18 protein-coding genes, 2 tRNA genes and 1 rRNA gene are annotated in these 24,086 nt (G+C 43.0%); 11 read left to right on the top strand and 10 right to left on the bottom strand.

What is annotated here, in order from left to right; all coding sequences use genetic code 11:
- Positions 1–476: 476 nt before the first annotated feature.
- From F895_RS14215 to F895_RS14205, 3 genes are all read right to left on the bottom strand, one after another.
- A tRNA-Ala gene (locus tag F895_RS14215) sits at positions 477–552 on the bottom strand.
- A 55-nt stretch (positions 553–607) separates the two neighbouring features.
- Positions 608–684 (bottom strand) — tRNA-Ile (locus F895_RS14210).
- Between the two features lie 59 nt (positions 685–743).
- Positions 744–2,281: ribosomal RNA gene (locus F895_RS14205) — 16S ribosomal RNA — on the bottom strand.
- 564 nt (positions 2,282–2,845) lie between these two features.
- Between F895_RS14205 and F895_RS14200 the strand changes: the two genes are divergently transcribed.
- The 6 genes from F895_RS14200 to F895_RS14175 all read left to right on the top strand — a co-directional run bounded on the left by F895_RS14200 (position 2,846) and on the right by F895_RS14175 (position 7,655).
- Entirely contained in the window at positions 2,846–3,733 is an 888-nt protein-coding gene (locus F895_RS14200) for an MlaA family lipoprotein (protein WP_005239576.1), read from the top strand.
- Positions 3,734–3,866: 133 nt separating this feature from the next.
- The gene (gigA, locus tag F895_RS14195) at positions 3,867–4,835 is read left to right on the top strand and encodes an RsbU family protein phosphatase GigA (protein WP_005239578.1); all 969 of its coding nucleotides are present in this window, start codon (positions 3,867–3,869) and stop codon (positions 4,833–4,835) included.
- 102 nt (positions 4,836–4,937) lie between these two features.
- The gene (gene gigB / locus F895_RS14190; protein WP_005239579.1) at positions 4,938–5,459 is read left to right on the top strand and encodes an anti-anti-sigma factor GigB; all 522 of its coding nucleotides are present in this window, start codon (positions 4,938–4,940) and stop codon (positions 5,457–5,459) included.
- Positions 5,460–5,487: 28 nt separating this feature from the next.
- Positions 5,488–6,312: a carbon-nitrogen hydrolase family protein gene (locus F895_RS14185; protein ID WP_005239580.1), complete on the top strand. Its 825-nt coding sequence runs from the start codon at positions 5,488–5,490 to the stop codon at positions 6,310–6,312.
- 210 nt (positions 6,313–6,522) lie between these two features.
- Positions 6,523–6,885, top strand: a complete 363-nt coding sequence (locus F895_RS14180) for a DUF4951 domain-containing protein (RefSeq protein WP_005239581.1) — start codon at positions 6,523–6,525, stop codon at positions 6,883–6,885.
- A 335-nt stretch (positions 6,886–7,220) separates the two neighbouring features.
- Positions 7,221–7,655 carry an organic hydroperoxide resistance protein gene (locus F895_RS14175; RefSeq protein WP_005239582.1) on the top strand — a complete coding sequence of 145 codons (435 nt, stop codon included), beginning with the start codon at positions 7,221–7,223 and terminating at the stop codon, positions 7,653–7,655.
- Between the two features lie 67 nt (positions 7,656–7,722).
- On the opposite strand, the gene gspE is transcribed toward F895_RS14175, so the two are convergent.
- Positions 7,723–9,213: a type II secretion system ATPase GspE gene (gene gspE / locus F895_RS14170; protein WP_005239583.1), complete on the bottom strand. Its 1,491-nt coding sequence runs from the start codon at positions 9,211–9,213 to the stop codon at positions 7,723–7,725.
- Between the two features lie 93 nt (positions 9,214–9,306).
- Between gspE and F895_RS14165 the strand changes: the two genes are divergently transcribed.
- Complete coding sequence (locus F895_RS14165; protein ID WP_005239584.1) at positions 9,307–10,128, top strand: hypothetical protein; 822 nt, start codon at positions 9,307–9,309, stop codon at positions 10,126–10,128.
- A 9-nt stretch (positions 10,129–10,137) separates the two neighbouring features.
- Positions 10,138–11,055, top strand: a complete 918-nt coding sequence (locus F895_RS14160; protein ID WP_005239586.1) for a mechanosensitive ion channel family protein — start codon at positions 10,138–10,140, stop codon at positions 11,053–11,055.
- Here F895_RS14160 and F895_RS14155 read toward each other — a convergent pair whose 3' ends face one another.
- Entirely contained in the window at positions 11,056–13,932 is a 2,877-nt protein-coding gene (locus tag F895_RS14155; RefSeq protein WP_005239587.1) for a DUF2339 domain-containing protein, read from the bottom strand. It lies immediately after the preceding gene.
- A 188-nt stretch (positions 13,933–14,120) separates the two neighbouring features.
- On the opposite strand from F895_RS14155, the gene polA reads away from it, so the two are divergent.
- Both polA and F895_RS14145 read left to right on the top strand, forming a co-directional pair.
- Complete coding sequence (gene polA, locus F895_RS14150) at positions 14,121–16,886, top strand: DNA polymerase I (protein WP_005239588.1); 2,766 nt, start codon at positions 14,121–14,123, stop codon at positions 16,884–16,886.
- Between the two features lie 123 nt (positions 16,887–17,009).
- A complete protein-coding gene (locus F895_RS14145; RefSeq protein WP_005239589.1) occupies positions 17,010–18,140 on the top strand; it encodes an acyltransferase family protein in 1,131 nt (376 codons plus the stop codon).
- Between the two features lie 41 nt (positions 18,141–18,181).
- On the opposite strand, the gene F895_RS14140 is transcribed toward F895_RS14145, so the two are convergent.
- From F895_RS14140 to ppx, 5 genes are read right to left on the bottom strand one after another with little or no spacing between them, the layout of a single operon-like run.
- Positions 18,182–18,751 (bottom strand): YggT family protein, encoded by a 570-nt coding sequence (locus tag F895_RS14140; protein ID WP_005239590.1) that lies wholly within the window; start codon positions 18,749–18,751, stop codon positions 18,182–18,184.
- Positions 18,752–18,767: 16 nt separating this feature from the next.
- Positions 18,768–19,607: a pyrroline-5-carboxylate reductase gene (gene proC, locus F895_RS14135; RefSeq protein WP_005239592.1), complete on the bottom strand. Its 840-nt coding sequence runs from the start codon at positions 19,605–19,607 to the stop codon at positions 18,768–18,770.
- 3 nt (positions 19,608–19,610) lie between these two features.
- On the bottom strand, positions 19,611–21,002 hold the full coding sequence (tilS, locus tag F895_RS14130) for a tRNA lysidine(34) synthetase TilS (protein ID WP_081402015.1): 1,392 nt from the start codon (positions 21,000–21,002) through the stop codon (positions 19,611–19,613).
- Positions 20,939–21,763: an acetyl-CoA carboxylase carboxyltransferase subunit alpha gene (locus F895_RS14125; protein WP_005239596.1), complete on the bottom strand. Its 825-nt coding sequence runs from the start codon at positions 21,761–21,763 to the stop codon at positions 20,939–20,941. Before F895_RS14125 ends, tilS begins: the two co-directional genes overlap by 64 nt.
- Positions 21,764–21,796: 33 nt before the next feature.
- Positions 21,797–23,317, bottom strand: a complete 1,521-nt coding sequence (gene ppx / locus F895_RS14120; RefSeq protein WP_005239597.1) for an exopolyphosphatase — start codon at positions 23,315–23,317, stop codon at positions 21,797–21,799.
- Between the two features lie 273 nt (positions 23,318–23,590).
- On the opposite strand from ppx, the gene trxA reads away from it, so the two are divergent.
- A complete protein-coding gene (gene trxA / locus F895_RS14115; protein WP_005239599.1) occupies positions 23,591–23,917 on the top strand; it encodes a thioredoxin in 327 nt (108 codons plus the stop codon).
- Positions 23,918–24,086 lie beyond the last annotated feature (169 nt).

The following is a 24,086-nucleotide window of genomic DNA, read 5'->3' on the forward strand; positions in this document are numbered from 1 at the left end:
GCTTTTCGCAGGCTATCACGTCTTTCATCGCCTCTGACTGCCAAGGCATCCACCACATGCACTTAATTACTTGACTATACAACCCCAAACAGTCGCTAACACATACAAGTGAGTGTTATCGTTGCAAACTTAATTGCTACTGATTCGTTGTCTGTGCATTTAAGCACTGTACAGCTTCAATCTAAATTCATATACCAAAACGCTTGATTCAGTGTTTTTGCTAGTTCTCAGATTAACTCTTCATCTAACTGAAATACTTACGTATTACCGTTAGTGTCAAATTAATCGAGTTTGAACAATTTATTTCAGACTCAATTCTACTAATCTGTTAATGATTAACTACCACCTCGTCGGTGCGTAGTAAACTGTGATAAATCACAGAGATTAATAAACCAGTCAACTTGGACTGTATTCACTAAACTCTATAATCTTCTTAGCTTTGAATTAATTTCGTTCTTACAAACTCTTTTAATTCATGGTGGAGACTAGGAGAGTCGAACTCCTGACCTCCTGCGTGCAAAGCAGGCGCTCTACCAACTAAGCTAAGTCCCCAGCTTATCACTTAATGAACGACATATCTTTTAATCTAAGCTACTGCAATCAGATTTGGTGGGTCTGACAAGACTTGAACTTGTGACCCCACGCTTATCAAGCGTGTGCTCTAACCAACTGAGCTACAGACCCTCAGATACATCTTCGAAGAACAACTTGTTGTGGATTCTTACCAGTCACCAATCTTTCGTTAAGGAGGTGATCCAGCCGCAGGTTCCCCTACGGCTACCTTGTTACGACTTCACCCCAGTCATCGGCCACACCGTGGTAAGCGTCCTCCTTACGGTTAGACTACCTACTTCTGGTGCAACAAACTCCCATGGTGTGACGGGCGGTGTGTACAAGGCCCGGGAACGTATTCACCGCGGCATTCTGATCCGCGATTACTAGCGATTCCGACTTCATGGAGTCGAGTTGCAGACTCCAATCCGGACTACGATCGGCTTTTTGAGATTAGCATCCTATCGCTAGGTAGCAACCCTTTGTACCGACCATTGTAGCACGTGTGTAGCCCTGGTCGTAAGGGCCATGATGACTTGACGTCGTCCCCGCCTTCCTCCAGTTTGTCACTGGCAGTATCCTTAAAGTTCCCGACTTTACTCGCTGGCAAATAAGGAAAAGGGTTGCGCTCGTTGCGGGACTTAACCCAACATCTCACGACACGAGCTGACGACAGCCATGCAGCACCTGTATCTAAATTCCCGAAGGCACCAATCCATCTCTGGAAAGTTTCTACTATGTCAAGACCAGGTAAGGTTCTTCGCGTTGCATCGAATTAAACCACATGCTCCACCGCTTGTGCGGGCCCCCGTCAATTCATTTGAGTTTTAGTCTTGCGACCGTACTCCCCAGGCGGTCTACTTATCGCGTTAGCTGCGCCACTAAAGCCTCAAAGGCCCCAACGGCTAGTAGACATCGTTTACGGCATGGACTACCAGGGTATCTAATCCTGTTTGCTCCCCATGCTTTCGTACCTCAGCGTCAGTATTAGGCCAGATGGCTGCCTTCGCCATCGGTATTCCTCCAGATCTCTACGCATTTCACCGCTACACCTGGAATTCTACCATCCTCTCCCATACTCCAGCTTCCCAGTATCGAATGCAATTCCCAAGTTAAGCTCGGGGATTTCACATCCGACTTAAAAAGCCGCCTACGCACGCTTTACGCCCAGTAAATCCGATTAACGCTCGCACCCTCTGTATTACCGCGGCTGCTGGCACAGAGTTAGCCGGTGCTTATTCTGCGAGTAACGTCCACTATCCTAGAGTATTAATCCAGGTAGCCTCCTCCTCGCTTAAAGTGCTTTACAACCAAAAGGCCTTCTTCACACACGCGGCATGGCTGGATCAGGCTTCCGCCCATTGTCCAATATTCCCCACTGCTGCCTCCCGTAGGAGTCTGGGCCGTGTCTCAGTCCCAGTGTGGCGGATCATCCTCTCAGACCCGCTACAGATCGTCGCCTTGGTAGGCCTTTACCCCACCAACTAGCTAATCCGACTTAGGCTCATCATTTAGCGCAAGGTCCGAAGATCCCCTGCTTTCTCCCGTAGGACGTATGCGGTATTAGCATTCCTTTCGGAATGTTGTCCCCCACTAAATGGCAGATTCCTAAGCATTACTCACCCGTCCGCCGCTAGGTTAGGTAGCAAGCTACCCTTCCCCGCTCGACTTGCATGTGTTAAGCCTGCCGCCAGCGTTCAATCTGAGCCATGATCAAACTCTTCAGTTTAAAATCATTAGTAGCTTATGGCTACAAATCTTGGCTCATCAATTTTCTGACTAAAAATTCGCTCAAATAAACTTCGAGAAATTTCTACTCTTCAATCAATGAAATATTTTCGATTGATCAACTAGTAAAAATCCACACAAGTTGTTCTTCTATTCTCTTAATGATCTTCTCGATGATTCGTCATCATCAAGCTAGGTCGGCTATATTACTCTCAATTTCTTAAAAGTCAACAGGTAATTTAGATATTTAGTAAACTTATCAATCAACTCAAGAATCCAACCTTTTCAGCCAAATCCTTGTTTCTCAACAAGTTTTTATCTGCATCACCGCCGATGGATGTGCATTCTACAGCATTCCCAACCCAATACAACCCCCTAAATAAACTTTTTTATTCAAGTGAACATTTTTAAACCAAAATCACAATTTTTCTTATATTTTTCGATCGAATTTGTTTTAATAATAAGAGAACAACTAAACTATATATCTCATCTCTATGTTTTGCGTTTAATAGCGCAATCATTTAATGGCTGTATCATTTCGCTCTAACAGCGATTAAGGACTTATATGCATTACTCTAATTTTATCTTGCTTGGGTTGTTAACTGCTGGGGCTTGTTCATCAGTATTTGCTCAAGACACATCAACTGATTCAGCCACTCAACCGGCCCCAGCTGGCACTCAGGTTAATGCTGAGCAAAAAGTTACAACCATACAAGCTATAAAAGACTTAAAGCATCTTACCAAGAATGATTTAAAGGTGAATGCAAATGCCGCACAACCTGATTCAGTGAAAGACCCACTACAACCATTGAACCGCCAGATTTATGCTTTTAATGATATGTTAGATCGAAATATCTTAAAGCCTGTTGCGATTCAATATGTCGCTAAAGTACCAGAACCAGTTCGCAGCCCATATCGTCAGTTCCGTAAAAACCTAGGTGAGCCTTGGAATGCAGTTAACCAGCTCGTTCAAGGTCGCCCAACGCGTGCAGCAAAGACACTCGGTCGTTTTACCTTGAATACCTTAACAACTTTAGGCTTTGCCGACCCTGCCCGTCGTTTGGATTTAAATACTGAAGAAGAAAGTTTTGGTGTAACTCTTGGTTATTATGGCGTTCCATCTGGTCCTTATGTGATGTTACCGTTCTTTGGCCCAAGTACCTTCCGTGATGGTTTTGGTTTAGCTGCAGATAGTTTTGGCCGCCCTCAAAAATATTTATTAAATGATCAACAAGGAATTTATTGGTCAACCAATCTATTACAGGCAATTGATGCACGTTCACAGATTTTAGATATTGAAGAAAGCCTAAAAGGCGATAAATATTCGATGATCCGAGATTTTTACTTACAACGTAAATCATTCCAGATTGCAGAGAAACGTGGTGATTCAAATGACGTCTCTTTTGTTGGTGATGTAGATGATGCTGACGACGGCGCTTCTAAAGCAAAATGATTTATTTAAAATAATGTTTTACAAACTTATGTATTGTCAGAAAATTTAAACTCTGGCAATACTATGTTCTAGATTTTATTCATTTCTACGAATGAATTAAAAAACGATCATACAAAGGATTGACTACTCATCTATGTATTTCATTCAACCTTCCCGCTCTATACCTTGTTTAAATCAAGCTTTAACTGAGTTGCCGAGTCTACAGGTTATTCAAATCGATGATTTGGATTTGTATGATCAAACCATCATTGCAATAGCAGATGTACAAGATTTTTTAAAATATCAATGGAAATTTCCTACCGTTGTCCTTGCATTTGAACATGAAGGCGCTGCTTTGGCCCAAGCATGGGAATTAGGTGCGTTGGCAGGTTGGATTTGGGATAGTTTACCTAAAAACCCAGTTCATTCTTTATTTAAAATCGATGCGCAATACAAACGCAATCAAGACAGTCGAGATTTACCCTCTGCGGCAGAATTACAAAAGCGCCTGTTACCCAATCCAATTGAATTACCCAATTATCAATTTGAATCCTTTTTTCAGCCTTCTGCTTATTTATCCGGTGATTGGTATGATTATTGGCGCCTAAATGATGAAGAGGTTTTATTCTATCTTGCCGATGTTTCCGGGCATGGTGTTACCAGTAGTTTATTAACCTCCTGGATGGCCGCTTTTCATGGCCGTTCAAAGACCCCAGGTCAGTTGATTCAAAAACTCAATGCCATGTTAGTACAGGAAAATATTGAAAAACATATTACCATGGTTGCAGGTATATTAAACCTTGCAACACATGAGGTGCGCTGGTCCAGTGCTGGGCATTATCCACCTCCAATTATTTTTGAACCGAATAAACCACCACAAATTTTAACCACCAGTAGCTTTCCTTTGGGTCTAACCGAAGAACTTGAAGTTGAAGAACATCATTGTAAATTAAGCCGTCATGCAAGGTTCATTTTATGCTCAGATGGCGCTTTAGAGCCCTTTGATGGTGGTCTTAATGATCAGTTCAACCAATTGGTCGAACATCTACAAAAAGACTCCTTCAAAGCGCCTGATCACGTTGCAGATGACATCGCAATTTTGAGCCTCCGCCGAATGAATTAACATTAAAATCAATTATTTAATTTAATAACCTCGCGCAACCACTTGTGTCTGCAATATCACTATGGGATAATTTTATATCCTTTCTCTGAAAATGGCATTTATATGTCAACAGGTCATGTTGAATATGCAAGTTTGAACGGAACGCATATTTTCAAGCTTATTGGCGAAGTGCGTGCTCACTCTTGTATAAGTCTAGACAAACTACTCAACAGGATTGAACAACAACAGAATGTTGTTGGTGCAATCGTTGATTTAACTGAAACCACATTTATTGATAGTACTGTGTTAGGCATACTAGCAAAATTGGGTTTAAAGCTTAAGCAAGCTCATCACATACAAGCAGTTATGCTGTCGACAAATCCAGACATTACCACCTTAGCCAACAGCATGGGGCTAGGGCAGGTGTTTGTGATTTTAAATTACTGCGGCGATCCAAATGTATGCACGCTAGAGCTTACAGATGAACATGTCACACATAGTGCTATGCTCAATACCGTACTCGATGCGCATAAAACGCTGATGCGTTTGAATGAAAACAATCAGAATATGTTTGAACCACTGGTGAAGCAATTGCAAAAAGAACAAGATTGTTTAAACCACGACGTACAAAAACAAAACGCTTGATCATTAAACCTAGTATTGTGGCTTCTATATGACCTTACTTTCCGTTGCACAAATGAATTCTCAAAATGACATTGAAGCAAATTTCAATGTCATTGAATCATTGCTTCAGCAGAGTAAGGCTCAAGGAGCAGAGCTGATTGTTTTTCCAGAAAATTTTGTTTGCTTTGCAGCGGGCAAGCAACGCGAAACTGCTGCGCAATTCGAAGTCATTCAAGCACGTTTAGAACAATTGGCACATCGTTATCAAATCTGGATTATTGCAGGCACACTCCCATGCCCTTTTCGTCCAGATGGTTCAATCATTTCTGATGGCCGGGTCCGTACAGTAAGTCTGTGTATTAGCCCTGAAAGGACTGAGGCACGTTATGACAAAATCCATTTATTTGATGTACAAGTGGGTGATGCAGTTGGGGGGTATCAAGAATCTAAATTTTTCGAACCTGGCAATCAGGTGGTAGTAGCCAAAACCCCTTTTGGCAATGTTGGTCTGATGGTTTGTTATGACTTACGTTTCCCTGAACTTGCTTTAACTTTACGCCAACAAGGTGCCAATATCTTAACCGCCCCTGCTGCATTTACCTACACCACAGGTCAACTGCATTGGCAATTGCTGCTACAGGCACGCGCCATGGATAGTCAGTGTCATGTTTTAGGCGCTGCACAACAAGGCTGGCATGGTGAACAACGCCAAACCTGGGGCCATGCAGCTATTACGGATAGTCGTGGTCAACTGCTACAAAGCATTGACAGCGAAGGCCATGGTTTAATTAGCAGCAGTTTTAACCTTGCGGAACAAAATCAGCTTCGTCAAGCAATGCCGCTCATGCAACATCGTACAATCATTCATTATTGATCTTGTTCTTGCTATTCTCTTTCTCTAAACAATAAATTGTATAAAATTAATACAGACAGCAACAATCTGACTGAGATGATCAAATTTTATAAATGTCTGATCTATAGAATCATGATTTAATACAAATTATTGATCATCCTAGAACAGATTCAAGTGATTTGGACTACGAATGATGTAACATCGTCAATTAATTCTTATTAAGCTTTATTCATGTTTAGATTGATTTTAATTTTATTTTTTTTGGGGACAACCGCACAACTTCATGCTTCATCGCTTGATCTCGATGGGGATGAGTCCATGCAATCTTCTCGCATTTTATCTACGCCGCAAAATTTATCATTGAATGCTTTTGGGCAATGGGTCATTGGTTGGGGCACAGGTGCTGAAGGTGCAAGGCAACGATTAAGCAATATTCGACGTGAAGATGTTGTGGTAATTAAGCAAAAAGGTGCCACCTTGGATATGATCAAAGCTTGGCAACAGCACTTTGAACTTGAGGCACAAAATAATCTGAGCAGTCCAACAGCACTTTATCGGGCTCGACTGATGAAAAAGATCGCTGAACTTTGGTAGAGACAGTTTTAAAAATTACTCTTTTTTTATAAGCATAAGCATGATCACTTGTGCTTTTTTTGTTTTAGCAGCTTGATCTCTCTATTAAAAAATCAGTTCATCATGTTTCAGCTAGACAAGCCCCGCTCTTTCAACAGATCAAGACTTAACTTTCCTTACTAGAATAGATGACTGACATGCATTTCCGTGAAAGCAGGAATTGCTACAAAAGCGAAGATCAAAACCTACAAACATTCGCACTTTAAATGTCAGAACATACAACGTTTACTTACTTGTTTTTAAATTTAGATCCAGTACGATCTAATTGCACTCAATAATATTCAGGAATAATAATCATGTCTTTAGAACAAGTGGTTTATCGTGCGAAAGCAAAAGCAACGGGTGGTCGTGATGGACGAGCAACTTCTTCTGACGGTGTTTTAGATGTTCAGTTAGGCGTACCAAAAGAAATGGGCGGCGCTGGTGGTGCCGTAACCAACCCTGAGCAACTGTTTGCTGCTGGCTATTCAGCCTGTTTCTTAGGTGCAATGAAGTTTGTTGCCAATCGCGATAAATTCAAAATTAGCAAAGATGCTTATGTCGAAGGTGAAGTCGGGATTGGCCCGATCCCAAATGGTTTTGGGATCGAAGTGACTTTAAATGTTTATCTACTTGGTATGGAACAGGCTGAAGCAGAGCAATTGGTTGCGGCTGCACATATTGTCTGCCCGTATTCAAATGCAACCCGTGGCAATATTGATGTGAATTTTAATATCGTGACTGCTGAATAAGCATTTCACATACAACAAAGAAAAACAGCATGAATAGATCATGCTGTTTTTCTATTTAGCGCTTTGATTATTCTTCCGCAGTCTCATTGGTGACACGAAGTACCTCTTCTAAAGTCGTCTTCCCCGCCAAAACTTTTAATAAACCATCATCACGAATGGAAGCAGCATAACGACGTGCATGATTTTCCAGTTCAAATTCAGCTGCATTACCATGAATGAGACGACGCATCGACTCATCTACAGGCACAATTTCATAAATTGCGGTTCGACCACTAAAGCCAACGTGTGAACATTTTTCGCAACCATGTGGTTCTGGTAGCTGCATATATGCATCCACTTTAAGGTGCTGGAACACTTGTCGCTCAAAATCATCAGCCTTACGCCAAGTCACGCAATGCGGACATAAAGTCCGTACCAAACGTTGCGCGATTACCCCAATCAATGAACTCGCCAACAAGAAGGGTTCAATTCCCATATCCTTCAGACGCGTCACTGCACCAATCGCGGTGTTGGTATGCAGTGTTGACAAGACCAAGTGACCCGTTAAAGAAGCTTGCACCGCAATTTCAGCAGTTTCCAGATCACGAATCTCACCGACCATCACCACATCAGGATCTTGACGTAACATCGCCTTGAGCGCACGCGCAAAGGTCATATCGACTTTGGTATTGACCTGAGTTTGGCCAATCCCTTCCAATTGATATTCGATCGGATCTTCAGCGGTCAAAATATTACGGGTATTGTCATTCAAATCAGATAGTGCCGCATATAGTGTGGTGGTTTTACCCGAACCCGTTGGACCTGTGACCAAGATAATGCCATGCGGACGATGCACCAATTGCGTTAAACGTTCATAGTCATTCTGCATCAAGCCCAAATGCGTCATGTTTAAACGCCCTGCTTGCTTATCGAGCAAACGCATCACCACCCGCTCACCATGTGAAGACGGTAACGTCGAAACACGCACATCCACTTCACGCCCTGCAAGACGCAATGAGATACGACCATCTTGCGGAATCCGCTTCTCGGCAATATCCAGTTTGGCCATGACTTTGATACGTGATACTAGCAACGGCGCTAATTCACGGCGTGGCTGTACAATTTCACGCAATTGCCCATCAACACGTAAACGTACCGAGAGTTTTTTCTCAAAAGCCTCAATATGGATATCCGAGGCACTAACCCGAATCGCTTCTGACAGTAATGCATTGATTAGACGCACGATCGGCGCATCATCTTCCTGATCCATCAAGTCTTCGGCTTCAGGCACTTGATCGGCCAGACTCAAAAGATCGGGATGATCTTCCAAGCCTGCAGCAACCTGCTGCGACTCCCCTGTATCCCCTGCATAGCTAGAACTGAGTAAGGCGTGAAACTCTTGATCAGTACAAAGTTGATCATGAGCTGATTTCCCCAAAATTCGGCGAGCTTCCTGCAAAGCAATACGCGCGGTGTCCTTGCGTCGTACAATAAAAACTTGATCGCCTTCATAACGTAACAAAACGCCATGTCGTTTAGCGAAACTATAAGGAATTTGTATTTGTTTAAGTATTTGCATCACACAAATAATGATAAAAGAAAGCAGTGAGTGTACTCTAAGCAGATTACAGCGTGAAGTCTGTTTAGCATACTCACACAGGAATTTTGCATCTTGTCTCAAAATAATCAATATGAAGCGCCGCATTCCAATAGTTTGAAATGGTGGGGCGAACAACAATTTGAAATCCAGCAAACCAAAGCTTGGCAATTCGGGTCATTACTGTTTCGTCTGACACGCGGTATTAAAGAGTGGCGTTTGGAATATCATCGTCCACAGTCTCAGCACGACTATGAACAGCAATGGAAAATTCTGAACGATACTGAGTTTGCCATGCCGCCCCCAGCAAAAATTGAACGCTATATGTTTCATAAAACCAATAGCAGCTTCCACCTGATGCCCCGTTTGGCCGATCGCTCAGTGGTGATTCGACCTGTTGATCCAATTTATATTCCTGCGGGTCAACGCGGAACCTTATATATCAGCACCCCTTTATGGATTGCAGGTTTGGTGGATGGGCTCTCTGAGCCTTTATTTGATATTCCAGTGATTCAACCCAAAGACACCTGGTTTGGTAAAGATCCGCAGAATGGCGAGATTTGCTATGCGACTTCAGTCGACGGGCGTATTGATTTGAATCTACTCAAACCCCGTGCGTTCCGCGCAGTGACTCCGATTGAGTTCCACAATACCAGTCATCATCAACTGCGCTTTGACCGTATGAATGTACCCGTCCCTGCGCTGCCTTTATTTTATAGTGAAAGTACGGGGCGGTTATGGACCTCACAAATCAAAGTCTATTATGAGGGTACCGACCACCCTGCACGTATCAGAATCGAAAACAAAACCCCAAGTCCTGCGGGTGAAGTGGTTTATGTGCACCCACCTCGTGCCCCAGGCAGTACCTTATTCAATATGTTTGATTCATTCTTTTAAGGGGTTGCCATGCCGAATTCAAATATTCCCAAAGATGTTGCTGGCAGCCTGACCAATGTTTTCACCAACATCAACTTTGAGCGACTCAGTGAAATCGTGGTCGCGATTATTTTATGTTTCATTGGTTTTTTAATTGCTCGTTTGGTTTCGAATGCCTTTATTCGCACTGTAGGCAGCCGATTTAATGCGCATCAACGCCTGCTCTGGCGTCGAGGTATTTTTTACTTCATCTTCTTGCTGTTCATTATGACTAGCTTAAGAGAGGCAGGCTTTAAACTCAGTGTCTTTTTAGGTGCGGCAGGGATATTAACCGTTGCCTTGGGTTTTGCTTCACAAACCTCTGCCAGCAACTTGATCAGTGGTCTTTTCTTGATTGGTGAAGGTTCATTTGAAGTCGGCGATACGATTCAAATTACTTTAATTCGGGGTCAAACCATTGAAGGTGAAGTGATTTCAATTGACTTACTTTCAGTGAAATTACTCACACTCGACAATGTTTATATTCGTTTGCCGAATGAACAGCTGATCCGAACACCGGTGATGAACCTATCCAAATATCCAATACGGCGTATTCCAATCACCTTGGCAATTAATTTCCATGAAGACATTATTAAAGTGCGACATGTGCTGTTAGACGTTGCCGCCAAATACCCGCTGGTGATGGATGACCCCAAAGCCACGGTTACCGTGACTGCTTTCAGGGAGTCTTCAATCGAACTATTATTTGCAGTATGGTGTCGTCAGGAAAACTCACTCAAAGTCCGCGATGAAATGCAGGAACGTATCCGTAATGGCTTTCTACAAAATCAGATCGAAATTCCTGTACCGAAAATGGGTCTGATTGATCGACCACTTCCCTTAGAAAATGATGAAGTCGATCAATATGCCAATCAAAAAGAACTCAAAAAAGAACAGAAAGAGCAGTAATCAGCGCTCTTTCTGAGTCTGTTCTATTGCAGGCGGCAAAGGTGCCAGATAGGCAATCACCAACATCACGACTCCTGCACCAATAAATGAAATTACACGAGTCAATGTGCCGCTTTGTGATAGATCCAATAACAACAGTTTCACCACCACAATCGCTAATAATGCAGCACCAACAAACCAAATTTGCCGGATGTGGCGACGGCTGGAAAAGGTCATCAGAATAAAGGCCAAAATCACCCATAACAACGTCAGACTGAGTTGCACATCACCATTCGACCAAATTGCTGCGCTCCAGAATGGTGTGCCCAAATAATGATGCATGGCACGCACCACCACGCTACTCAACACCAACAAGCCAATTAAAATCGTACTGACTTTAAAGCCCCACTCGATCGAACGCTCTGCACTAAAGTCATGATGATAAATAACCCAGATCAGACCTGCAAACACCAATAAAGACAAAAGATCAGTGACGTTTAGAAGCGGTAGGAAATAGTACTGTTGCACCGAATCTGGATCTAAACTCATTAACACTAACCAAAAGAGGGTTAGACACCATACAGGGAACTGATGCAATAGCGAGGTTCTATTGGATAGCAACAACCAGACACTATAGCTCACAGGTATTAACCCAAGTGCTGCAATCGGCATGATTGGAAAAATAGCGAGGCCAATCAAAGCTAAACCCAGCCAGACTAAAGTGGCCCAAATCTTGGCATCTCCTTTCGGCTTGTTCAAATTCAAGCTGATTAGGAGTAATGATAATAAGGTTGCAGCGATGGCAAAGCTCAGCTGACTTAAACCACTTGGCCAATGCCCAACCGAATAGATCTGTACAGCAAAACTTTCCACATAAAGCAGCAACAATAACACCGCCGCCAAAATCAGTTGTAGATTGCCCCATTGCAAACGTGATTTAAGATACACAGCCACACTAAATAACAGCAACAACGTGGCTGCAATCGCAAGATAAGGGCTCAGTCCATCCTGTTGCGATTGCATCCACTCAACGCCAGCAATTGCTCCCGAATACAGCCCAAGTGCCAGAAATACACCACTTAACATCCGTGCGCTGAAATACTTCTCCACTGCTTGGTAATGCAGTAGGTAAAACGCCGATATAAATTGAGCCAATGCAAAAATTGCAGTACTTAGGATCGGGAAATGATCATTTGACCAGACTTGGAACAGCAATGCCATCGAACTTAACAGCACCAGCGCCACGCCCACATAACGGCTTAATCGGTAACGCTCGGTCACGCCCCAGACAATCAGTGCGGTTCCCTGAATCACCCAACCTGTTGATGTCCAATGTGCCCCTTTGGCCAATGGAAAAACCAACGCAACGAAGACCACGGCAAGGATGAAAAAGCTTTTGGCTAAAATTGAAAGTTGGGGATACTGACGTTTAATCCAGACATTGAGACTGATATAAACAAGCGCGAGTGCAACCGCTCCCCAAGTGAGCGCTGCTGTCGAGTTCTGCATTAGATAGGCATGTAATGAAAAGCCCAATACAGGGACACTAAAAATTAGCCCGACATCTAAAATCGGTTGTAAACGCTGCGTTTTCAGACCGATTTGCTGATCTGACGCTAAACGCTGATTTTGCGCCCGCACCATTAATTGGCTGTAACGAATACTGAGCCAGATAAACAGCGCCATATGTAGCCACAGAATCATATCCAAGGTATTAAACTGCGATGTTTCTGCGTAAATTCCAATTGTTGATCCACCAATAAACATGGTGGCAAAGAAGGCAATTTGATGCAGGATTTTCCATGGCTGAATAAAGTTCAATGCAGCCACAGCCAAGTTAATGACCAAGTAGTAGCCAAATAAGAAAATCACATCAGGATGATTTTGTGGAATTAGCAATGGCGCAAGATAAGCCATGGTTAAAGCCAACATCGCTAAATATAGGGCTTGTTGCTTTAAACTCAGACAGACCGTCACCAATAATAAAATCACAAATAAAATACTGGCCGTGCTTAAACTGGCAATGACCGCAAAATGGTGTGAGAAAATCAGTGTCAGGAATACAACCGCCAGACCGACGCCTTGTAGCGCAACTGCAAATAATTGATTTTTCTTTTGCAGCCAATAACCTGCAAGGGTGGTGATGACACCTGCGCTGGCAATAAAGCCCAGTTTAACACCGAGGCTGAGTTGCCAATGTTCACTGGCAAACCGTAATAACAACACCACACCGACCATGAGTATGGCGACAGCGACACGGAGAATTGGATTGCCATGCATCATCCAGTCCAGTACGGGCTGCCACCAAGCTGGCTGTTTAGGTTTAGGCGGTTGAGAAATTGAATTTTGTCTAGTTGCTGTCTGCCCTGATTCAGGACTGGCCTGCATCCAGGCAGCTTGGTGGCCAAGAGCTGGAGAACTTATCGAGACTGATTGAGCTGACTCAATCACTTGATCATTCTGAGCATGCTGTTGCATCTGATCAGGCTGATTTAAGATATTTGCCGATGTTGGCTGCATTGCAGCTTGCTCTAAATGCAGCAATCGGGTTTGAAAAGCACTGATGGTTTGAATCAAGCAGAGCAACAGTACCAATAACGCCCCACCCGCAAGCCACATCCACGTATTGGCATAGGCAAACAGTGCAAGTAATGCGGTCGCATAAATTACAATTTTTTGTACGCCGATGCCCGTCAGTTGTGTGACATGGTTCGTTGCGGCTTGCTCAAGCTGAGTTAAACGCTGATGTATTTCTGACAGAATGTGCACAATAACAACGGTCAAGCCAATGCCAGCAGCAACAATCGTGCCTTGCCACTTCAATGCAATTGCAGCCACAAGCAACACGGCCAAGCCAATTAAAACGACGATGAGTCCCTGTTTATCTTTTTTATACATAGACTTATATCAATTATGACAGCTTCATTGCGGCTATCTTACTTGATCACCAGATCAGCAGGTATTGTTACATACAAAATACTGCAAATTTTAAACGACACAAGCAGCCGCTCTCTGTCCAGTTCAGATAAGACAGCCACCACTTTTTCACGTAAAATACTAAGTAATTTATAATTAGGATTTGCGCAATGCCACCTTTTGTCTTGGTTGACGGGTCTTATTTTTTATTTCGTGCTTTTCACGCCTTACCTCCATTAACCACGTCGACTGGCTTACATACCAATGCCATTCGTGGCGCAATCTCAGCCATTCAGAAACTGATGCGTCGTACCCAACCGACACATATGGCTGTGATTTTTGATACACCAGAGCCAACCTTTCGTCACAAACTATCACCCATCTATAAGGGTGATCGCCCAAGTATGCCTGAGGAATTGTCACAACAGATTCCCTATTTACATGCGCTCATCAAAGCCCAAGGTATTCCACTTTACAGCCTTCCTGGAGCTGAAGCGGATGATATCATCGGAACCTTAACTAAACGCGCTTTGGCTGAAGGCCATCATGTCTTGATCTCAACAGGTGACAAGGACATGGCACAGTTGGTCAATCAACATGTCAAACTGGAAGACAGTTTTAAAGAACGTGTTTTAGATGAAGCCGGTGTGTTTGAAAAATTTGGTGTACATCCAAATCAAATCATTGATTATCTTACGCTTATGGGCGATGCATCTGACGGTATTATGGGTGTACCTGGTGTCGGTGCAAAAACCGCAGCGAAACTGTTAAATGAATACGGCACACTCAGCAATATCATTGCCAACGCTGATCAGCTTAAAGGCAAAATTAGCCAAAATATCAAAGACAATGTAGACAATATAAAAATTGACCACCAACTGGCCAGTATTGTCTGTGATCTCGATCTTGCTTTGGATTGGCATGACCTGAAACTGTCTAATCCAAATGTGGAGCAGCTTCGTGATCTATACACTGAATTAGAATTCCGTAATCAGTTACAGTCTTTGGATCATCCAAACAATCCAAACAGTTCAGCCTATCAGCAAACGGCACAAAGCATTGCCAAGGCTGAACAAAAAGCAGAACCCGTGGTTGCCGAAGACCACGCCAATCTGTCTAGTCAAGATGATCAACTCGGTGAAGCCACTTATCATACGGTACTGAATCAACACGATTGGGATGTCTTATTACAGCGTATGCAGCAGGCCGATCACTTTGCAATTGATACGGAAACCACCAATCTGGATTATCGTTTTGCCGAACTGGTCGGTTTCTCTGTGGCGTTTGATGCCAAGGATGCCTATTACGTTCCAGTTGCACATGATTATGAAGGTGCACCTGAGCAGCTCAATCGCGAGCAGGTTCTTGCTCAGATCAAACCGATTCTTGAAAATGAACAAGTACGGAAAATTGGTCATCATCTCAAATATGATGCACATATCTTTGCCAATCATGGCATTACCATTCAAGGTTGGTATTTCGATACCATGCTGGCTTCATACGTATTGAATGCCGCAGCAACCCGACATGGTATGGATGATGTCGCTCGACTTTATCTCAGCCATTTGACCACAACTTTTGAACAGATCGCAGGTAAAGGTGCCAAACAGAAAACCTTTAACCAAATTGAGCTTGAAGTTGCGGCACATTATGCTGCCGAAGATGCGCATGTCACTTATCGTTTATACGAAGTGTTAGCAGCAAAACTAAAAAGCCATCCTGAATTGGTCAATATCCTACATAACATTGAAATGCCGGTTGCGCGTGTCCTCACTGGCATGGAAGAAGATGGCATTAAGCTCGATCATCAATTCCTCGATCAACTCAGTGTTGAATTCTCTAAAACCATACAAAGCCTTGAGGCACAAGCAGCTGAACTGGCAGGCGAAGCTTTCAATGTTGCCTCGCCAAAACAAGTCGGTGAAGTTCTATTTGAAAAGCTTGGACTCAAAGGCGGTAAGAAAACTGCGACAGGTCAATACAGCACCAGTGAAAGTATTCTGGAAAAAATCGAGCATCCTTTAGCCGAAGTGATTTTGGAACACCGTGGTCTGGCAAAACTCAAAAACACCTATACCGATCGTTTGATTGAACAATCACACGATTCAACCCATCGTGTACATACCAGCTATCATCAAGCCTTAACTGCAACAGGTCGTTTGTCTTCAACCGATCCAAACTTGCAAAATATTCCCATCCGTACCCCAATTGGCCGTCAAATTCGTAAAGCCTTTATTGCACCTGAAGGTCGCGTCTTATTGGCAGCCGATTATTCACAAATCGAATTGCGTTTGATGGCACATTTCTCACAAGATGATGCGCTCGTTCATGCTTTCCAGCAAGGTCAGGACGTGCACCGTCGTACCGCATCTGAAGTGCTTGGTATTGCCATTGAAGATGTGACCAATGACCAACGTCGTCAAGCCAAAGCGGTCAACTTCGGTCTGCTCTATGGCATGTCTGAATTCGGTCTCACCCGTCAGCTCGGCTTTAGCCGTGAAGAATCGCGGAGCTATATCGCCCGTTACTTCCAGCGTTATCCAGGTGTTTTGGATTATATGGAGCGCACACGACAAATTGCGCGTGAACAAGGTTTTGTTGAAACCATTTTAGGTCGTCGTCTATACACGCCAGACATTATGGCCAGCAATAAAATGATTAAACAGGCAGCTGAACGTGCAGCCATTAATGCACCGTTACAAGGCAGCGCAGCGGATATTATTAAACTGGCGATGATCGCAGTCGATAAAATGCTACCTAAAGATCAAGCCAAGCTGTTACTACAGGTACACGATGAATTGGTATTCGAGGCTGATGCTGCAATTGCAGATGAACTTTCAAAACAAATTGCTGATGTGATGCAATCGGTATTGGAAATTTCAGTGCCATTTGTGGTGGAAGTTGGACAAGGTCCAAACTGGGACGCTGCTCACTAAGCGCTGACAACCACTCAATAAAAGTTTCTTGCAGACAGGGGATCAACTCCCCTGCGCTACAAGAACACCAATAATAAAGAATAACTGATAAAAATTAATCCGCAAAGGAGATAGGAATGCAACATGTCCTTTAATCAAGTTCAATTTAACCGTTATCACTCCATTGATTCACTGCGTTTTATTTCAATCTGCTTGGTGTTACTGCATCACTTTAATATCCCCTATAAGCTGTTCGACACCTCAATCGGCTTTCAGGTTTTTGGCGAAAGTATTACCACGCTTTTAGCCCGAAACGGCAACTATGGGGTCACCATGTTCTTTGTGATCTCAGGTTATTTAATCACCTCACATACCATCAAGCGTTGGGGTGCACTCCATCAAATCAATACTCGGGACTTTTATATTTCACGATTTGCTCGCATCATGCCGACCTTGATTTTGCTAATCTGTCTGGTGAATTTGCTAGGAGCATTGGAACTTAAACCCTTTATAACCCAAGCTCCAAATGGCATTGTAGTGGCCCAGTCAACGGTCAACTTGGCAGCACTGACCTTTTGGATGAACATCCTGATCATTGAAAATGGTTGGGTCAACTATGCACTTGGGGTGCTCTGGTCGTTATCGGTTGAAGAAGTGTTTTATCTGCTTTTTCCGCTGACAGCACTGCTATTTAGGAAAAACCCCTACTTTCTATTTGTCTGTGTTGCCGTGATTCTCTTTGCACCGTATTTTAGATATTTACATTACGGTGAGGAAAGTGGTGCCTACCTCTATCATTACTTCTCCAGTTTTGATGGGATTGCCTTTGGTTGCATTGCAGCATTAATCGCACCTCAAATGAAGTTGCAAGCCCAAACTTGGCGATGGCTAAAAATCATTGCCATTACTGCAATGCTATTCATTTACTTTTCAGCACCGATTAAACAAAACTGTGTTTGGGGCATTAGTCTATTTGCACTTGCAACCGCCATTCTGATTCTGGCAAATATCGCCAATGAACAGATCACAACTCCGAAGCCGCGTTTTAAGTGGTTACAGGAGATCGGCAAGAATAGTTATGAAATTTATTTATTCCATCTCATTATTTTAGGTACTTTTAAACTTTTTTATACGCCTGCCCTGACTGAAGGCAATATCAAACTACTGTTATTATTCATCTATTTTTTACTTGCGATTGGACTCGGTGGCTTGATTGCACGCTACTTTTCCAACCCACTCAATCGAGCGATCCGACAACGCTGGATCAAGAAATAAAAAATGGGCAAGATGCCCATTTTTTATTGAAGCCATACCGCTTAAAGACCGGTTAACAGAACTTTAGCCGCTTCATTCATCAAGATCTCAGCCACGTAAAGTGCCAAGAATGCCAGAATTGGAGATAAGTCAATCATCCCCATATTCGGTAAGATACGACGGAATGGTGCAAGCAATGGCTCAGCTAGCTCCTGAATCACTTCGATATAAGGCGAGCGAGACTGGGTAAACATCACCACCCAACTGAGAATGATGGTTGCAAAAATCAAGTAACGACAGAAACGGATCAAGTCCTGAATCATGGTCACAAAAGTCGTGATCACCAAATACACAGCGCTATGCGGCATCTGTCCAGACAAATACATCAGACCAAACATTTTCAGTAAATACAGCACCACCAATAAGGCAACTGCTGCTAAATTCACGCGCCCTTTGCCGACTGTTGGGAAAATACGGCTAAAAACATCTACAATTCTGGTCGCTTTCGCTGTAGAAAGCACCACAGGATTGTAGGGACTGACTGCCGCCAATTGCATTAAAAAACGGAAAAAGACCAATAAAATCGCAACATTGATCAAAACACCAAAAATTAGCGCAGAACTTGCACCCATAATTGTCTTATCCTACTTAAACCGATTTAGACTTGTCACTCAACTCTTGCGCAAGCTCTTGGCTACGCTTCTGAGCTGCTGCAAGCGCTGCTTGAATATTTTGTGAAATCTGCGCACGATCAAACACTTCTAAAGCTGCTTGGGTTGTGCCGTTTGGAGATGTCACATTTTTACGTAATTCTGCAGGAGAGTTTGAGCTGGTAATCGCCATTTGCGCTGCACCTAATGCCGTTTGCAATGTTAAAGCAGTCGCGACTTTCTCATCTAGGCCCAAGTTCTTACCTGCACGAATCATACTTTCCATCAAATAGAAGAAATACGCAGGACCTGAACCCGATACGGCGGTAACCGCATCAATTTGTGCTTCACTGTCCACCCAGATGGTTAAACCTGTCGCTGCTAAAATTTGACTGGTTAACTCACGATCTTGCGTACCCACAGCTTCAGATGCATAAATACCGTGTGCACCTGTTTGTACCAATGCGGGGGTGTTTGGCATAACACGAACAACGCGTTGACTACCGCCAATTAAATCTGAAATGGTTTGAATTTCAGCACCCGCAATAATTGAAATGACTAGTTTATCTGACAACAGGCCTGTTAATGGTTGTAATACCGTTGCTAAGACTTGTGGTTTAACAGCCAACACCACCACATCCGCATTTTTAATCGCTTCCACATTGTCTATGGTGGTCTGAATTCCCTTTTCTTCTAGGATGTGGCGAATTTGCTCTACAGGGTCAGAAACGGTAATCCGTGTAGTCGGTAATCCACGAGAAAGTAATCCACCAATTAAGGCTTGCGCCATGTTACCGCCGCCAATAAAACAAATATTTTTATTCAATGCTGTCGCCATGTCCTACTCGTCATATGAAATAGACTGATGAAAAAAGTCATTACAGTCAGAAATTAAACTTGGTTGCCAACCACCCTGTTCTAAATACTCAGATTGCGCCAACCAAAAACCCTTTGGGCTAAAAACCCCAAGCATAACATTATCTACGACTAATATTTGAATTGTATGACGTAACCAAGGCAAAATCTGTGCCTCTTGAATGGCTTTTTTCAACGGCCAGCTTCCAACCCGTCCATAGAGATGAATCTTTTCACCGCCTTGTCGCTGTATCAAGCTGAGCTCACGTCCTAACAGTTGGGTTGAAAGTCCGATTTTATGAAGGCAAATCGTAAATCGTCCAGCTGCGACATCGATCGTTTTTCCGATCTCATAATGCTGCATTAAAACATCTGGAAATGAAGAAGTTTTTTCTGCATCACGCTCAGCCTGTGTTAAGCGATATATTTTTTTCTGATAACGTACAAAATAATGCTGATTGATATGCAAGCATGCCTGCGCATCAGGTTTTGCCAGAATCACTTCTTGCTGTAAACGCTGCACCATATCGAAGCTTGGACGATATTGATCATTTCCTTTTACCCAAGCAGACAATAGCTGTCGTTGTCGCGCCGTTGAAAGTTGACTTAGTTTATTCAGATCAAGTTCACGATCTGTTGCACAATCTTGCCAATCTGCTTGCAATACCTGATCCAGTATTTCAGCCGCATCCTGCAATAACTCACTAGTACGCGTGATAGCCGCCTGCATTTTTGGGAAACGTTGTTGCAAAACCGGCCAGAGCACTTCCCGGCACCATGCCCGATCATAATGCGTATCGTAATTGCTTGGATCAGTCACATAATCAAAATCGAGTTGCGCTGACCATTGCACAATTTGTTCACGACTGAGTTGAAGAAACGGACGCCAAATGCTCAGATCTGAACGTACATCAAACTGCTGCATCGCCGCCAAACCGTATACGCCTGCGCCAGAAAACAAACGCAATAACAATGTTTCAGCCTGATCCTGTTGATGATGTGCTAAGACTAAAATCTCATTGGACTTTAAATGCTGTTGATAAGCTTGATAACGTGCATTGCGTGCTTGTTGTTCTAAATTACCCGCTTCAACAGAAACTTTTTCAACAATAAAAGGAATATTCAGTGCTTCAGCATGGCGTTGTACAAGCGCCCCCCACTCAGCACTCATGCTTTGCAGCTGATGATCAATATAAATGACACGGCTTTGGGTCGGGAAAAGTTCAGATATCAAATACAGCAACAGCATGGAATCCATGCCGCCGCTACACCCAATCAGGAATTGAGTTTGTTCAGAAAAATGCTGAGTTTGTGCTAAGACGCGATGCCTAAATTGCTGCTGCCAAACTTCATTAAACGTTGATAACGTGCGTCGCATCGTTCTTGGGCATCCATCGGTTGCAATTCATCTAAGGCTTGTTTAAGCACATCTTTTAAATCATGCATGACTTTTTCAGGCTGCAAATGTGCGCCTTCACCTTCATCCACAACATATTCAACAATACCCAACGCTTTCAGCTTGTCCGCGGTTAAGGCCAGCGCCTCACTCGCCTGTGCTGCTTTATCTGCTGTTTTCCATAAAATAGATGCACAGCCTTCGGGTGAAATTACCGAGTAAATACTATGTGACAGCATAATCACACGATCAGCCACACCAATACCCAACGCACCACCAGAACCACCTTCACCAAGAACCGTGGCAATCACTGGCACTTTTAAACTTGAAAGTTGTGCCAAACTGGTAGCAATCGCTTCTGCCTGACCGCGTTCTTCTGCACCCACACCTGGATATGCACCCATCGTATCCACAAAAGTAAATACAGGTAAATTAAAACGCTCAGCCATATCAAGCAAACGTTGTGATTTACGATAGCCTTCCGGATTACACATCCCAAAGTTATGTTGTAACTTCTCACGGGTACTGCGGCCACGATGCTGACCCACCACCATCACGGGCTGTCCGTCAAAACGTGCCAATCCACCAATCATGGCGCCATCATCACCATATAGGCGGTCACCGTGAAGTGCATCAAATTCAGTAAAGATTTCACTGACATAATCTAGAAATTGCGGACGTTCAGGATGTCGTGCAATTTGAACCGTAGCCCAAGCCTTGGACTGAGTCGCTTTATTTTTCATAAGTCGTAGATAATCCCTAACGAGGATGTATTGTTAATCAACAAATTTGTCTGACTGGATATTTAACTCAATGTCCCAATGTTTAAATTGCACTTGCTCATCATGCAAGTCTGCAACCAATAAAGGCCATTGTTTCGCATCGCCAGAAACACTGAGTTGCCATTGTTGATCATTTACAACACTCAATTCAATGGCAGGAAGCATCTGATCACTGCGACTATGGTTCAGCAAAACAGCCAAACGAAGCAATAAACAAAGATAAAGTAAATGGCTACCGCCCACCTTTAAAACATCATTTTTTGCATCCGCACGTAGCTTACGACGATGATGAGAAACCAAGTGTGAAAGGTGATTTTGATCAATTTGTGAAAAACCAGGAATATCGGAATGTTGTAATAAATAAGCACCATGACGATGATAGCCACCGTGACTGATCGCTAATCCAATTTCATGTAAATAAGCAGCACGACGCAGTAAGTCACTGTCTTCAGTCGTTAATTTTAAAGAATCTGCTACCCCATCAAATAATTCCTGTGCCGTATTGACTACGCGTTCTGCTTGTTTTGGATCGGCGTTATAGCGCCCCATCAACGCTTGCACACTACGATCACGAATATCTTCATGCTTGAAACGGCCTAGCAGGTCATACATCACGCCTTCACGTAATGCACCATCCGAATATGCCAATTTATCAATATCGAGAACTTCGAAAATGGCAAACAAAATTGCAAGTCCAGCTGGCAAAACTGCTCGACGGTCTTCTCGCAGACCTTCAAAATCAATTTCAGTAATATGTTTAAATTTAAGCAATCGATCTTTTAATTTATATAAACCATCACGGGTCAGATTTTCCTGCTCATCACTTAAGCCAAGATTTACCGCAATCTGACGGCAGGCCTTAATCGTTCCACTTGAACCGACGACGGTATCCCAGCCTACAGATTTATAGGTATTGGCAATGGCAGACATTTCTTTACGCGCAGCAACTACAGCCTTATCAAAGGCCTTCAGTGAAATTTCACCATCCGGGAAATAGGTTTTACTATAAGCAACACAGCCCATCTGCAATGATTCGGTATGTAAGGGTTCAAACTCTTCACCAATAATAAACTCGGTTGAACCCCCGCCTATATCCACTACCAAGCGACGCCCACCATTCGCCATGGTATGAGAAACACCAAGATAGATCAGACGTGCCTCTTCCCGTCCCGCAATAATTTCTATTGGTTTAGGTAAAATTTCAGCCGCTTTCTGAATAAATTCGTGACCATTTTTTGCTTGTCTTAACGCATTGGTTGCCACGATACGTAAACGATTCGGTTGTACCGAACTCAAACGCCCAACGAAACGTGCTAAACATGCCAGTCCACGTTGTTGCGCAGCTTCTGTTAAATTCTTATTTTCATCCAGCCCGGCAGCCAACTGTACTTTTTCTGACATTGAAGCAACTTTCTTAACTTCACCGTGATCAACACGAGCAATTGCCAGATGGAAACTGTTCGATCCCATATCAATCGCAGCAAGTAATTCTTCATCAATCAGAAAATCAGACATTATTCATATAAACCCATGCTCAATTCACGCATTAGAGTAATTCACATGCTTACAATTTTAAAGTCATTTTCATCAATAAAAGCCACGTATTTTTGCTTTTCGTGCATAAATGATTGTAGAAGTCGATGATCAACATCGTGAGCATCCATTAGACTTTTCATTTTCAAACTTGAATAATCGGAACAAACCCTTACATTGAGTAAAGTAGCAATGTAATATTCATCGTGATGATGATCAAATTCGCACTTTATTCCTTAAATTTGGAGCAACCTCATGTCTGCGACTATTGTTAATACAACTGATGCAAACTTCCAAGCAGATGTTTTAGATGCTGAAACTCCTGTACTTGTTGATTTCTGGGCTGGCTGGTGTGCACCATGTAAAGCCATTGCACCAGTACTTGAAGACTTGTCAAATGAATATGCAGGTAAAGTAAAAATCGTTAAAGTTGACGTGACTGCATGTGAAGATACTGCTGTAAAATATAACATCCGTAATATTCCAGCATTATTGATGTTTAAAAATGGTGAAGTTGTTGCTCAACAAGTTGGCGCAGCACCACGTTCAAAGCTTGCAGCTTTCATTGACCAAAACATCTAATCCAATTGTTACATGGTCAATAGACGAAATACGCTATTTTTAAATGGCGTATTTTTTCGTAAAAATTGACAATTTGCTTGATTTCCTCTATATTTCTGGATCAAGAAGCTTTGAATGGAATCTACTTCATTGCGCTTCTTACAAGACACAAAACATAAGATCGCCGCTC

Source organism: Acinetobacter sp. CIP 64.2, from assembly GCF_000369645.1.
GTDB lineage: Bacteria > Pseudomonadota > Gammaproteobacteria > Pseudomonadales > Moraxellaceae > Acinetobacter.